Source organism: Nocardioides albus, from assembly GCF_014648255.1.
Classification (GTDB): Bacteria; Actinomycetota; Actinomycetes; order Propionibacteriales; family Nocardioidaceae; genus Nocardioides; species Nocardioides albus.
The window spans coordinates 350,785-363,380 of the sequence record NZ_BMQT01000006.1 but is presented as its reverse complement, the minus strand read 5'-3'; the positions used below and the strand labels follow the sequence as shown (position 1 = coordinate 363,380).

Sequence of the window (12,596 nt, the reverse complement as noted above, 5' to 3'; positions counted from 1 at the left end):
CAGGCGTTGAAAACTCAAAAGGGGCTGATCGGTTTCGACTTGGGACGTTGCTCCCAGGGGAAGCGGGTCGAGGAGCCAGCGTCATCTCGTAAACGATCGCTGGAAACCAATAACTGCCGACTCTAAGCGCAGTTCCTTCGCTCTCGCCGCCTGACGCGGTGATCGAAGCGTCTGACCGAGTATCCGTCTTCGGCTCGGACCCAGGCGTCATCTAGAAGACTCACCTCATGCACATGCCGACGGGGTATGAGGGACAACTAGTCGGATGAGCCTGTCGGGGACGTGTCTGTGTCGAGCCCCGGGGATGAGAGAACGCCACCCACAGACTGCACCCGGAGAAGACCTGGCACGGCGCTCGAGGACCGGGGTTCGATTCCCCGCAGCTCCACGAGTTCGAGGGTGACGTGTGCTCGCAATATGCGCGAGCCGCGTCGCCCTCTTCATTTTGTCCGCGCTTCGCGCGGGGGCGGGGGCTTCGCCACCCGCACCCCCGATGCGCGTGATCGGCCTCGCCTCGCCTCCGGGGACGCCCCACGCTCCTTGGTTGCGCGTGGTTGGTGTTGCGCGGAGCGGGGCTTCGTTGTGCGGGCGGTAAAACTTCCGGCCTTGAGCCTCTGGGGCGAAATGACTTCTCTTGCGTGCGCGATAGGGTTGTGAGGCGTACGTCACATGGAGGTAAGGATGTTCGAGGAAGGACAGCTCTACTCGCCCGTCACCGTGGGCGAGGATGGGCAGGTCGAGGTGCATCTGGGGGACAACCACCCCGGGTTCGCAGACCAGGACTACCGGGCACGGCGGAGCGAGATCGCTGCCGCGGCGCTGGGTTGGAAGCCGGGGGAGACGGTGCCCCGGATCGACTACACGGAGACCGAGAACGAGATCTGGCGGACGGTCTCCCGTGAGATCGCGCCGTTGCACGCGAAATATGCCTGCCGCAACTACATCGCGGCCGTCGAGGCTCTCAATCTGCCGACCGATCGGGTGCCACAGCTCGACGAGGTGAGCGCCGGCCTGAAGGGGCTGACCGGTTTCGAGTACGTCCCGGCCGCGGGGATCGTCCCGCTGGAGGAGTTCTACGGAAGCCTGGCCGACGGGCAGTTCCACTCGACGCAATACCTACGTCATCACGCGGTGCCGCTCTACACGCCTGAGCCCGACATCATCCACGAGGTGATCGGCCACGGGAACCTGCTCGCCGACCCGCAGGTGGCCGAGGTCAAGCGTCTCGCCGGCGCGGCCGCGCGCCGGGTCCAGACCCGAGAGGCGCTCCAGGTCGTCGCCGACGTCTTCTGGTTCACCATCGAGTTCGGCGTGCTCCACGAGGACGGCGAGATCAAGGCGTACGGAGCCGGGCTGCTCTCCTCCTACGGGGAGATCGAGGAGATGCGGGAGGTGGAGATCCGTCCGCTCGACTTCGCCGAGATGGCGACGGTCGACTACGACATCACCCACTACCAGCCGGTGCTCTTCGCGGCGGAGTCGTTCAGTCACATGGTCGACGAGGTCGGCAACTTCTTCGCGACCTGCGATGACGACACCCCCGCGAAGCTCGGGGTAGCAGCCAAGGCATGACTCGTGGGGCTGTTCGAGGTCTCCGCGGCGAGATCTCGAACAGCCCCAGATACACCGAATTGGGCTGGCGCGGGTGTCCTAGGTCGTTCCTACACTCGGTTCATGGGGATGGGTGGATTCGCCTGGGTCGGGACTGTTCTGGCATGTGTCGTCACGCTCCTGTGGAGCGTGCCTGCGTCGGCGGCGGTCGACGGTGTTCTGCGGCTCTCCGGCCCAGGGACGGTGGTCGACGAGCGGAGCTCGACGATCACGATCACCCTGCGCACGCCGGGTGGCCGGGCGGTCCCCGGCAGCCGGGTCAAGCTCTACACCAAGACGGCGGGGGCCGATGGCTACGCCCTCTACACGGCAGTGACGACCGACGCCGAGGGGCGCGCCAGAGTCAGCGTACGTCCCCGCTACGACACCATCTGGCGAGCCAGCTCGAGTGCCGTCGTCGGTGTGAACGCGGCTTGGAGCAACTACTACCGGCTCGACAACGTGCCGCCGGTGGCCCCGGTGCGGCTGCCCAGCGCCGCCCCGAAGCCGAGACGCAACCCACCGGCCCAGCCGCGCGCCACCGGGAGCGGTGCCAACGGTGTCGTCACGAGCATCCCCGACGGGGTGTGGCGCTCGATGGTCGGCGTCTCCTGGCACAGCGGCTGCCCGGTCGGGCGGGCCAGCCTGCGGCTGCTGCGCATCAACTACTGGGACTACTCCGGCTACCGCCGCCGCGGCGAGATCATCGCCCACCGCGACTCGGTCGGCCGCATGAAGAACGCCCTGACCGCGATGTATGCCGGCCGCTACCCGATCCGACGGATGTATCGCGTCGATCGGTTCGGCTACTCCAAGACGCTGCGCGGCGGCAACGACTACGCGTCCATGGACGCCGACAACACCTCGGCCTTCAACTGTCGCAACGTCGTCGGCCGCCCGGGTGTGCGCTCGCCGCATTCCTACGGTCGCTCCCTCGACGTCAACCCCTGGGAGAACCCTTACCGGTCGCGCGACGGCTACGTGCCCAACAGGTGGTGGCCCTCGCGCTCCCACCCCCGGGTGGCCTGGCGCAGCACCAGCCATGGCGTCGTCCGTGCGATGCGCAACAACGGAATGCGGTGGACGTACGGCTCGGGCGACCTGCACCACTTCGACGCTCCGGTCAGCGGGCGCGTCGCTGCCCGGGAGATCATGCCGTGCGGCGCGGATGCCGTGTCATGCCACTAGCGGCGGCAAACGGGGTTTAACCTCGGGGAATGACTCCCGACGGCTACCGCAACCGCGCGCTGGAGGCGGCCCTCGAGGCCGCCGACATCGACGCGGTCGGTGCCGCCCTGCGCACGGGGCAGGTTGTCGTTCCTCAGCTCGACGAGGCCCGGATCCGGGTCTTTCCCGGGGACCGCGGCAACCGGCCGCCGTACGAGGCGATGCTCTTCTCCTCCCAAGAAGCCCTGGAGACGTTCCTCGCCGAGGACACCCGCCGCCGCGCGCAGCTGCGCAACGGCGACGGCCTGCGGGAGTTCCTCACCGCCAACCTCGAGGAGATCGCCCACGTCACCTTCGACCCGGCCGGGCCGAACCGGTTCCGGGCGGGGATCAAGGACGTGCTCAAGGCGCTCGGTCCGAAGCCTCACGTCGATCTGCGGCTGCCGAAGGGGCAGGAGTGGTACGTCGTCGACATGTCCGAGGAGGACATCCGCGACTACCAGCTCGCCGATCTGACGGACAAGGTGCTCCCGAGAGTGCAGCGGTCCAAGGCCGAGCAGCCCGAGTGGGCGCAGTGGATGGTCGCCGCCAAGGAGGCGGCCGCCGAGCAGGGCGCGGCCTTCCTGGCTTTCTGGTTGCAGCGGGTCGGTCGGCGGCCGGCCGCCCTGGCGGTCGCGCTGAACCGGCCGGCGCCGTTCGGGATGGTGCGGCACCCCCTGCAGGGCGAGACGACCACGGTGGGGGAGCGGTGGATCGCCTCGCCCGACCGGCTCTACGAGTCACGGCTGATCTACTCCTTCCCGCACCCCGACCTCGCCGACCTGGCCCTGCCCACCGTCGACCTCGTGGTCGCCACGCTGGCGTGGGGGGACGAGTCGTGAGCGAGCGAACCCCATGAGCTGCGTCTTCTGTGACGTCGTCGCCGGGGACCTGGAGGCCGAGGTGGTCTTCGATGACGAGGCGTTCCTGGCCTTCCTCGACCATCGTCCGGTGCAGAAGGGACACATCCTGATGGTGCCCAGGCAGCACCTGGAGACGTTGCTCGATCTCCCGCCCGACCTGCACGGACGCTTCGTCGCGGACGGTCAGCGTCTGGCAGCCGCGGTCGTCGAGGGTCTTGGGGCCCAAGGCAGCTTCGTCGCGGTCAACAACGTGGTCAGCCAGTCGGTCCCGCACCTCCACCTCCACGTCGTCCCTCGCAGTCGCGGCGACGGCCTCAAAGGCTTCTTCTGGCCGCGGCACAAGTACGCCGCCGGTGAACAGCGCGAGTACGCCGACCGGCTTCGCGCCGTGCTGGGCTGAGTTCACCGAGGCGTACGGCTTCGGCCATCGAGAGGTCGGGGCGAGGTCGGCGAGGGCCGATTCACTCGGGATCAGTTGTTGTCCACTGATCCCGGGAGTGCGCAATGTCCGTGTCGTCCGTCGCGACCAAGTCCCTCACCTCAGCTCTGGCCGGCGTAGCGCTGGCCGCAGGTACGATGCTCGTTCCGGTGGCTGTCAACGCCGTCGAGGCCAACCGGGCCGACGACATCACCGTCACCGCCCACCGTGGGGCGAGCGCGTACGCCCCGGAGAACACTCTCGCCGCCTTCGCCGTCGGCATCGAGCAGCGCGCCGACTGGATCGAGTCGGACGTGCAGGCCACCAAGGACGGCGAGCTCGTGCTGATGCACGACACCACCTTGTCGCGCACCACCGACGTCGAGCAGCGCTTCCCCGGCCGCTCGCCGTGGCGGGTCAAGGACTTCACGCTCGCCGAGATCAAGACCCTGGACGCCGGCTCCTGGTTCGGCGAGAAGTACGCCGGCGAGCCGGTGCCGACGCTGAAGGAGATGGTCGAGCAGGTGCGGTCGTCGCGGTCCGGGATCCTGATGGAGCTCAAGTCGCCGGCGCTCTACCCGGGCATCGAGAAGAAGGTCGCGGCCGGGTTCGACTCCTTCCCCGGTTACGTCCGCTCCGCGGTCGCCGCCGACAGGCTCGCCGTGCAGAGCTTCGACTTCGGGTCCATGAAGACCTACAAGAGCGTCCAGCCCGAGGTGCCGGTCGGCCTCCTCGGCACACCGGCCTACGCCGACCTGGACAGCTACACCTGGGCCGACCAGATCAACCCGCACTACGCCTCCTTCGACGCGGGCTACGTGGCTCGCGTGCACGCCCTCGGGATGAACATCCACTCCTGGACGGTCGACGACGCCGACACGATGGGCGCCGTTCTCGACCGTGGTGTCGACGGCGTCATCACCAACCGCCCCGACGTGCTCGCTGATGTGATCGCCGAGCGACGCACCGCCGAGCGGGCCGACGAGGCCGACGCGGCTGACGCGGCCTGAGGTCCGTCGACAGATCGTCATTCGTCGTTCACCGCACACCGGGCCCGGGGTCTCCCGGGCCCGGTGTGATCGGGTCATGACCACGCTGAACCCCACTCGTATGCGTACTCTCACGCTCGCCGCCGCTGCTGCGTTCGCCGCCGGGACCCTCCTGGTCGCGAACCCCGCCTCCGCCGCGACCCAGACCAGCGCCAAGACCACCCCCAACACTGCTGTCCACGGTGGGGGTCTCGACAAGCTCGACCTCCGGGGCAGCGAGCCGGTCGTCTTCGGGCACCGCGGTGCCTCGGGCTACCGGCCGGAGCACACCCTGGCGGCGTACGACCTGGCCATCCAGCAGGGTGCCGACTACATCGAGCCGGATGTGGTCTCGACCAAGGACGGCGTGCTCGTCGCTCGCCACGAGAACGAGATCTCGGGCACCACCGACGTCGCCGACCGTCCCGAGTTCGCGGACCGGAAGACCACCAAGACCATCGACGGCAAGGCCCTGACCGGCTGGTTCACCGAGGACTTCACCCTCGCGGAGCTGAAGACGCTGCGCGCCGTGGAGCGCATCCCGGGCGACCGCCCGGGCAACACCGCCTACGACGGCCTCTTCGAGGTGCCGACCATCGAGGAGGTGCTCGACCTGGTCGAGGCCAAGGAGGCCGAGACCGGCCGCACCATCGGCGTCGCCCCGGAGACCAAGCACCCGACGTACTTCGACTCCATCGGCCTCTCCATGGAGGAGCCGCTCGTCAAGAGCCTGAAGCGCCACGGTCTCGGCGGCAAGCGCGCCGCAGCGGTGATCCAGTCCTTCGAGGTCAGCAACCTGAAGGACCTCGACCGGATGATCGGCACCAAGCTGGTGCAGCTGATCGACTTCGGCGGCGCCCCGTACGACCAGGTGGTCGCCGGGACCGGGGTGACCAACGACTACCTGGTCACCGACAAGGGCCTGCGAGGCATCAAGAAGTACGCCGACCAGGTGGCGCCGTACAAGTACTACTTCATCCCGCGTGACGCCGACGGCACCCTGGGCGAGCCCACCGACCTCGCCACCCGCGCCGAGCGCGTCGGGCTGCCGACCGTCATCTGGACCTTGCGCGCCGAGAACAAGAACCTCCCCGCCGAGTGCCGCATCGGCACCGACCCGATCGCGATCGGTGACCTCGCCTGCGAGGTCGGTCCCTACCTGGACGCCGGTGTCGACGCGTTCTTCACCGACCACCCCGACCTGGGTGTGGCCGCGCGCGACGCTTGGCTCAAAAATGGTTAGGGCCGACCGGTAGTGGCTACCAATCAGTAGACACCTCATGAAGTCACGTACGGCCCTCGCTATTGTCGGCGGGGGCCGTACGTGATGTCGGCCTCAGTCACCTACGAAGGAGTTTGGGTCATGGGTCGTTTCGACGGACGCGTCGCAGTCATCACCGGCGCAGCGCGAGGGATCGGTTTCGGAGTCGCCACGCGTTTCGCCGAGGAGGGTGCCTCGGTCGCGATCATCGACCTGGACGAGGCCGCCGCGGCCGAGGCGGCAGCCAAGCTCCCGCTGGCCGAGGGCGCCAAGTCCGTCGGCATCGGCGCCAACGTCGCAAAGGCCGAGGACACCGAGGCCGCGGTGGCCCGCGTCGTCGAGGAGCTCGGCGGCCTGCACATCCTGATGAACAACGCCGGGATCACCCGCGACAACCTGCTCTTCAAGATGACCGAGGACGACTGGGACCTGGTCATGAACGTCCACCTCAAGGGCCACTTCCTGATGTCGAAGGCTGCGCAGGCGGTCTTCGTGAAGCAGAAGTACGGCAAGATCATCAACGTCTCCTCCACCTCGGCCACGGGCAACCGGGGCCAGGCCAACTACTCCGCGGCGAAGGCCGGCGTGCAGGGCTTCACCCGGACCCTGGCGCTCGAGCTCGGCCCGTTCGGCGTCAACGTGAACGCGATCGCGCCGGGGTTCATCGCCACCGAGATGACCGACCAGACCGCGGCCCGCCTCGGTCTCGACGTCGACGAGTTCCGCAAGCTCTCCGCCGACGCCAACCCGGTCAAGCGCGTCGGCGAGCCCGCTGACATCGCCGCCGCCGCAGCCTTCCTGGCCAGCGACGAGGCCTCCTACATCACCGGGCAGACGCTCTACGTGGATGGCGGCGCGACCGTCGCCTGATCTGGTCAAGCGAGGAACCCCGGGCGCGCCTGCGTTGGATGCAACGATTACCGTCTGACACTCGTCAAGGTAGATGAGCCGATGCTGGCCGATGCAGATGGAGATCGATGATGCGCACGTCCCGCCCGGGGTTCCTGCTGCGAGCGACAGCGACGCTCGCCGCCGCGGGACTGGTCCTGACCGGCTGTGGCTCCTCGGAGGAGCCGAAGGAGACGAAGCCGTCGCCGTCCGCGCCCGCTGAGCCCGACCACGAGCCGCTGACCGGGGCCGAGCTCCCCGAGGGGCAGACCGCCGCTCGTCAGCACCCCGCCTACATCGTCAAGATCGACAACACCCCAGCCAGCGCCCCGCAGTACGGGATGGCCAAGGCGGACATGGTCGTCCAGGAGCTGGTCGAGGGTGGCGTGACGCGGTTGGCCGTCGCGTACTACTCCCAGCTTCCGAAGGAGGCCGGGCCGGTCCGGTCGATGCGTGCGACCGACGCCGGGATCGCCGCGCCGATCGGGGCCAAGATCATGACCAGCGGCGCCGCCCCCTACACCTACGCTCAGCTGAAGAAGCACGACGTGGAGTGGATCGACATGTCCACCCCCTACGTCGTACGCGACACCAGCAAGCCGCACGACTTCCTGCACAGCGTCGTCGCCAAGGTCGCCAAGGCAGGCAAGGCAGCTGCGAAGGACGGCAAGGCCGAGCGGCCCGCCGACTTCATGCCCTGGGGCGACGCGACCACCGAGCTGACCGGCGGCAAGCCCGCCAAGGCCGTCGACGTGAAGTTCTCCCAGGCGCGCACGGACAACTGGATCTTCAAGGGCGGCAAATACCGCCTCCAGAACCACTACATGTCGAAGAGCGGCCAGTTCCTCGCCGACACCGTCGTCGTCGCGCAGACCAGGACCACCATCGCTCCCTACAAGGACCCGGGCGGCGCGATCGTCCCGGTCTCCCACTTCACCGGTCGGGGCAAGGCGTGGATCATGCGCGCCGGCCAGATCGTCGAGGCGACCTGGGTGAAGAAGGGCGAGAAGGGCGCGGTCGCGTTCACCGACGCGAGCGGCGCCGCGATCGAGATCCCGCCGGGCAAGGTGTGGCTGGACCTGATCCCGAAGGGCAACGGCCAGGTAGAGCCCGGTGGGGTGAGCGTCGAGTAGCGCTGCCCGCCGGAGCGGTGGATCAGCGCATGTCCTCGACCCTGACGCCTTGCTCGGCCAGGGTCCGGACCCCGGTCAGCAGGTAGGTCACGGCCAGCTCGATGCGGTCGGCTGCGTCCTCGGGGTCGCTGGCCTCGGTGACGGACTCGCCGGCGGCCGACATCGCCCCGAAGAAGAGCCGGGCGAAGGTCGCGACCATCTCGTCGTCCACGCTCCGGTCGCCGGCGCGCAGGACAGCGGCGACGATGTCCTCGACGACGGTGAACGTGGAGCGCTCCTCCTGCTCGCGGTAGCGCTGATAGCCGAGGACCGATGGCCCTTCCTGCACGACGATGCGGCGGTAGGTGGGCTGCTGGACCGCCTCCAGGAACGTACGCAGCCCGGCCCTCGCCTGCTCCCAGGGGTCCTTCGTCTCGCGCATGGCCGCGTCGATGCTCTGCGCGGTGGCGGCCTCGACCTTCTCGAAGACGACCTCGTAGAGCGCCTGCTTGCCGCTGAAGTGGTGGTAGAGCGCGCCCTTCGTGACCTCGGCCCCGGCCACGATGGCGTCCAGCGACGTGCTCGCGTAACCGTGCTCGGTGAAGAGCTTCTCGGCGACCTCGATCAAGGTCTTCTTGGTCGAGGCGGAGAACTGTTGCCTCCGCGACATCCCAGGGACCGACGGCAGCGGGGGAACCTTGGGGACGAGCTTGCTCACGGACGACTTTGCCACCCGCCCACTCTAACGGCCGTGTTCGGAATCACCGTCCCAGGTATTGGCCATACCCTTGGTATGTTCAATACTGTAGGTACGTACTCACAGTATGTGGGTGACGATCTTCCGCAAGGAGCCGATAATGAGCTGGACCAGCCATCACAAGCGCGGGGAGATCCTCCGCGGTGTGGTCGCCGCCGTCGACGATCGTCGAGACGGCCTGCTGCCCATGGATCTTCCCGGCGTCACCGAAACCTTCGCCGACGAGCTCGACCTGCTCGCCGCCCTGCAGCTGCGCTGGCACACCCGCCTGTCCGGCCGCATCGAGACCGAGCTCGCCGACCAGCCGATGGACCTCGAGGACGCCGTCGTCCGTGCCTGGCACGGCACTGCCGACGACCTGCCCGGAGTCCGCGCGGTCCTCGACCGTTACCACGCCCTTCCCGTCGACGAGACCATGGCCGACGCGCTGGCCAAGGCGCGGACCAAAGAGCACCTCACCCTTGCCGTCATGGCGGGCAAGGGTGCCTTCGCCGACGCCCAGTGCGTCCAGGTCGGCTCGATGATCGAGCTGCGAGCCCGGGCCGAGTACGAACCGGCCGCCCCGATCGTCGACCGCGGCCCCTTCGCGGGTCTCGTCGACATGTTCCGGTCGGTGCGGTCGGCGGCCTGAGGCGGCGTACTGCCTCATCGAGCCAGGCTCCGGGCGCCGGTGCACCCTCCCGCGGATCTCCCTCCGCACTCCCTCAGCGCCGGCCCCGGAGTCTCCATACGTGTCGGATTCGAGTTCCAGCTGTTGTTTCACAGGTGATGCGATCATGGCGTCATGACCGAGCAGACGGACGTACGCGCCGGTCGGCTGCTGGTGGCCACGCCCGAGCTCCGTGATCCCAACTTCGTCGACACCGTGGTGCTGCTGATCGAGGTCAACGACGACGGGGCGCTCGGCGTCGTACTGAACCGGCCCTCACCGGTTCCCGTCGCCGAGGTGCTCCATCCGTGGGCGGCTTCTGTCGCCGATCCCGACGTGCTCTTCCAGGGCGGCCCGGTGAGCAAGGACGCCGCGATCGCGGTCGCTCTCCTGGTCGACGCCGACGACCCGCCGCTGGGCTTCCGGCCGGTGGTCGGGCGCCTCGGGCTGCTCGACCTCGACACGCCCGTCGAGCTGGTCGACGGAACCCTGTCGCGCCTGCGTATCTTTGCCGGCTACGCAGGTTGGGGGGCAGCCCAGCTGCAGAGCGAGGTGGAGGAGGGGTCCTGGTATGTCATCGACGGCGAGCCCTACGACTCCTTCCTCGACGACGTCAGCTCGATGTGGGGCGCGGTGCTCCGTCGCCAGCCCGGTGAGCTGGCATTCCACGCCACGCGCCCGCCCGACCCCGGACTCAACTAACGGACCCTTGTAAGGTTGGAGGCATGGGCATCCTGGGATTCGGCACGAAAGAAGCCGTCAAAGAACGGGAGGACGTTCGTCATCAAGACGTCCCCACCGAGGAGGGTGACCACGACCGCTACTCCCACTATGTGGAGAAGGACAAGCTGACCGAGGCGATGGTCATGGGCACGCCCGTGGTCGCGCTGTGCGGCAAGGTGTGGGTGCCGAGCCGCGACGGGTCCAAGTTCCCGGTCTGCCCCGACTGCAAAGAGATCTTCGAGGGGATGCCGCCGAGCGGTGGCGAGGGCGACGACGAGTGAGCAGTGCCGATCTCCCCGGCGCTCTCACACCTGCGTGGCCCAACAAGGCCGCGTGGGGCACTGCGCCCAAGCTCCGTGCTTGGCAGCAGGAGGCGCTGAACGCCTATCTCGACGACCAGCCCCGTGACTTCCTCGCCGTCGCGACCCCTGGTGCCGGTAAGACGACCTTCGCGCTGACGGTCGCCGCCGAGCTCCTCGGGCGCCGCCTGGTCGACCGGGTGACGATCGTCGCGCCCACCGAGCACCTCAAGGTCCAGTGGGCGGAGGCGGCTGCGCGGGCGGGGATCCCGATCGACCCGACCTACTCCGCCGGCCAGGGCAAGACCTCGGCCGACTACGTCGGGATCGCCGTGACGTACGCAGGGGTGGCGGTCAACCCGCTCGCGATGCGGATCCGCACCGAGCGGTTCAAGACTCTGGTGATCCTCGACGAGGTGCACCACGCCGGTGACGCGCTCTCGTGGGGCGAGGGGGTCAGGGAGGCCTTCGAGCCGGCCGCACGGCGGCTGGCGCTGACCGGTACGCCGTTCCGCTCCGACACCAACCCGATCCCGTTCGTCACCTACGCGCCCGGCGAGGACGGTATCCCGCGCTCGGCGGCCGACTACACCTACGGCTACGCCGAGGCGCTGCGCGACCACGTCGTCCGGCCGGTGCTCTTCATGGCCTACTCCGGACAGATGCAGTGGCGCACCCGTGCCGGCGACGAGATCGCCGCCCACCTCGGCGAGCCGCTGACCAAGGACCTGACCTCGCAGGCACTGCGGACCGCGCTGGACCCGGCCGGATCGTGGATCCCATCGGTGCTGGCGGCCGCCGACAAGCGCCTGACCGAGGTACGCCGCCACGTCCCGGACGCGGGCGGGCTCGTCATCGCGACCGACCAGGAGTCGGCGCGCTCCTACGCCAAGACGCTGAAGACGATCACCGGACAGAGCGCCACCGTGGTGCTCTCCGACGAGAAGGCCGGCTCGAAGAAGATCGCCAAGTTCTCCGAGTCCGACGACCGCTGGATGGTCGCGGTCCGGATGGTCTCCGAGGGCGTCGACGTGCCCCGGCTCGCGGTCGGGGTCTACGCGACCACCACCTCCACGCCGCTGTTCTTCGCGCAGGCGGTGGGGCGCTTCGTACGAGCGCGGACCCGGGGTGAGACGGCCTCGGTCTTCCTGCCGTCGGTCCCGAACCTGCTCGGCTTCGCCTCGGAGCTCGAGCTGCAGCGCGACCACGTGCTCGGCAAGAAGGTCACCAGCGAGGACGACATCTTCGCCGCCGAGGACGCGCTGATGGCCGCGGCCAACGCCGAGGAGGGCGCCTCCGAGGAGGAGCTGGGAGCCTGGGAGGCCATGGGGTCGGAGGCGCGCTTCGACCGGGTGCTCTTCGACGGCGGCGAGTTCGGCCACTCCGGCGAGGTGCACGTCGGCTCCGAGGAGGAGATGGACTTCCTCGGCATCCCCGGCCTGCTCGACACCGACCAGATGAAGGCCCTGCTCCAACAGCGGCAGAGCGACCGGGCGCGCAAGCAGAAGTCCGCCTCTGCGCCCGTCGCTGCCGACGAGCCGGTCGCCGCGGTCGCCGCCCACGAGCAGCTCGCCGTGCTCCGCCGAGAGCTCAACGGCCTGGTCGCCGCCTGGCACCACCGCACCAAGACGCCCCACGGGGTCACCCACAACCGGCTCCGCAAGGAGTGCGGCGGCCCGCCCGCCGCGGTCGCCAACGCCGACCAGCTGCGTGAGCGGATCGACACCCTGCGTGACTGGGCGGCACGGGGCTCGGCGTGACCGGGTCCCGTCGCGAGGTACGACGGGACGTAATTGTCGGTT

At 68.8% G+C, this 12,596-nt stretch carries 13 protein-coding genes and 1 other RNA gene; 13 read left to right on the top strand and 1 reads right to left on the bottom strand.

From position 1 onward, the window contains the following. Positions 1 to 20: 20 nt before the first annotated feature. From ssrA to IEY84_RS15075, 9 genes are all read left to right on the top strand, one after another. Positions 21 to 391: a transfer-messenger RNA gene (ssrA, locus tag IEY84_RS15115) on the top strand. 290 nt (positions 392 to 681) lie between these two features. Beyond that, a complete protein-coding gene (locus IEY84_RS15110) occupies positions 682 to 1,572 on the top strand; it encodes a phenylalanine 4-monooxygenase (protein ID WP_183546934.1) in 891 nt (296 codons plus the stop codon). 102 nt (positions 1,573 to 1,674) lie between these two features. Further along, positions 1,675 to 2,778 carry a M15 family metallopeptidase gene (locus IEY84_RS15105; protein WP_183546932.1) on the top strand — a complete coding sequence of 368 codons (1,104 nt, stop codon included), beginning with the start codon at positions 1,675 to 1,677 and terminating at the stop codon, positions 2,776 to 2,778. Positions 2,779 to 2,807: 29 nt separating this feature from the next. Continuing rightward, positions 2,808 to 3,638 carry a hypothetical protein gene (locus IEY84_RS15100; protein ID WP_183546930.1) on the top strand — a complete coding sequence of 277 codons (831 nt, stop codon included), beginning with the start codon at positions 2,808 to 2,810 and terminating at the stop codon, positions 3,636 to 3,638. 13 nt (positions 3,639 to 3,651) lie between these two features. Continuing rightward, positions 3,652 to 4,059, top strand: a complete 408-nt coding sequence (locus IEY84_RS15095; protein WP_183546928.1) for an HIT family protein — start codon at positions 3,652 to 3,654, stop codon at positions 4,057 to 4,059. A 104-nt stretch (positions 4,060 to 4,163) separates the two neighbouring features. Continuing rightward, complete coding sequence (locus IEY84_RS15090) at positions 4,164 to 5,087, top strand: glycerophosphodiester phosphodiesterase (RefSeq protein ID WP_183546926.1); 924 nt, start codon at positions 4,164 to 4,166, stop codon at positions 5,085 to 5,087. 76 nt (positions 5,088 to 5,163) lie between these two features. Beyond that, the gene (locus IEY84_RS15085) at positions 5,164 to 6,348 is read left to right on the top strand and encodes a glycerophosphodiester phosphodiesterase (protein WP_183546924.1); all 1,185 of its coding nucleotides are present in this window, start codon (positions 5,164 to 5,166) and stop codon (positions 6,346 to 6,348) included. A gap of 120 nt (positions 6,349 to 6,468) precedes the next feature. After that, positions 6,469 to 7,236, top strand: coding sequence for an SDR family NAD(P)-dependent oxidoreductase (locus IEY84_RS15080; protein ID WP_160024719.1), 768 nt, complete (start codon positions 6,469 to 6,471; stop codon positions 7,234 to 7,236). A 110-nt stretch (positions 7,237 to 7,346) separates the two neighbouring features. Further along, positions 7,347 to 8,387, top strand: coding sequence for a DUF3048 domain-containing protein (locus tag IEY84_RS15075; RefSeq protein ID WP_183546922.1), 1,041 nt, complete (start codon positions 7,347 to 7,349; stop codon positions 8,385 to 8,387). Between the two features lie 22 nt (positions 8,388 to 8,409). Here IEY84_RS15075 and IEY84_RS15070 read toward each other — a convergent pair whose 3' ends face one another. Next, entirely contained in the window at positions 8,410 to 9,099 is a 690-nt protein-coding gene (locus IEY84_RS15070) for a TetR/AcrR family transcriptional regulator (RefSeq protein ID WP_229788699.1), read from the bottom strand. Between the two features lie 124 nt (positions 9,100 to 9,223). Here IEY84_RS15070 and IEY84_RS15065 point away from each other — a divergent pair, with 124 nt between their 5' ends. The 4 genes from IEY84_RS15065 (at position 9,224) to IEY84_RS15050 (ending at position 12,554) form a co-directional block, all read left to right on the top strand. Next, positions 9,224 to 9,754: a hypothetical protein gene (locus IEY84_RS15065; RefSeq protein WP_183546920.1), complete on the top strand. Its 531-nt coding sequence runs from the start codon at positions 9,224 to 9,226 to the stop codon at positions 9,752 to 9,754. Positions 9,755 to 9,907: 153 nt separating this feature from the next. Then, positions 9,908 to 10,474 carry a YqgE/AlgH family protein gene (locus tag IEY84_RS15060; RefSeq protein ID WP_183546918.1) on the top strand — a complete coding sequence of 189 codons (567 nt, stop codon included), beginning with the start codon at positions 9,908 to 9,910 and terminating at the stop codon, positions 10,472 to 10,474. Between the two features lie 23 nt (positions 10,475 to 10,497). Next, the gene (locus tag IEY84_RS15055; RefSeq protein WP_183546916.1) at positions 10,498 to 10,776 is read left to right on the top strand and encodes a DUF3039 domain-containing protein; all 279 of its coding nucleotides are present in this window, start codon (positions 10,498 to 10,500) and stop codon (positions 10,774 to 10,776) included. Then, on the top strand, positions 10,773 to 12,554 hold the full coding sequence (locus IEY84_RS15050; protein ID WP_183546914.1) for a DEAD/DEAH box helicase: 1,782 nt from the start codon (positions 10,773 to 10,775) through the stop codon (positions 12,552 to 12,554). Before IEY84_RS15055 ends, IEY84_RS15050 begins: the two co-directional genes overlap by 4 nt. Positions 12,555 to 12,596 lie beyond the last annotated feature (42 nt).

What these genes read in the sequence shown, in the direction of transcription:
- IEY84_RS15060 (WP_183546918.1), top strand. Translation starts at nt 9,908, where the DNA reads ATGACCGAGCAGACGGACGTACGCGCCGGTCGGCTGCTGGTGGCCACG.
- IEY84_RS15080 (WP_160024719.1), top strand. Translation starts at nt 6,469, where the DNA reads ATGGGTCGTTTCGACGGACGCGTCGCAGTCATCACCGGCGCAGCGCGA.
- IEY84_RS15065 (WP_183546920.1), top strand. Translation starts at nt 9,224, where the DNA reads ATGAGCTGGACCAGCCATCACAAGCGCGGGGAGATCCTCCGCGGTGTG.
- IEY84_RS15110 (WP_183546934.1), top strand. Translation starts at nt 682, where the DNA reads ATGTTCGAGGAAGGACAGCTCTACTCGCCCGTCACCGTGGGCGAGGAT.
- IEY84_RS15090 (WP_183546926.1), top strand. Translation starts at nt 4,164, where the DNA reads ATGTCCGTGTCGTCCGTCGCGACCAAGTCCCTCACCTCAGCTCTGGCC.
- IEY84_RS15075 (WP_183546922.1), top strand. Translation starts at nt 7,347, where the DNA reads ATGCGCACGTCCCGCCCGGGGTTCCTGCTGCGAGCGACAGCGACGCTC.
- IEY84_RS15055 (WP_183546916.1), top strand. Translation starts at nt 10,498, where the DNA reads ATGGGCATCCTGGGATTCGGCACGAAAGAAGCCGTCAAAGAACGGGAG.
- IEY84_RS15085 (WP_183546924.1), top strand. Translation starts at nt 5,164, where the DNA reads ATGACCACGCTGAACCCCACTCGTATGCGTACTCTCACGCTCGCCGCC.
- IEY84_RS15100 (WP_183546930.1), top strand. Translation starts at nt 2,808, where the DNA reads ATGACTCCCGACGGCTACCGCAACCGCGCGCTGGAGGCGGCCCTCGAG.
- IEY84_RS15095 (WP_183546928.1), top strand. Translation starts at nt 3,652, where the DNA reads ATGAGCTGCGTCTTCTGTGACGTCGTCGCCGGGGACCTGGAGGCCGAG.
- IEY84_RS15105 (WP_183546932.1), top strand. Translation starts at nt 1,675, where the DNA reads ATGGGGATGGGTGGATTCGCCTGGGTCGGGACTGTTCTGGCATGTGTC.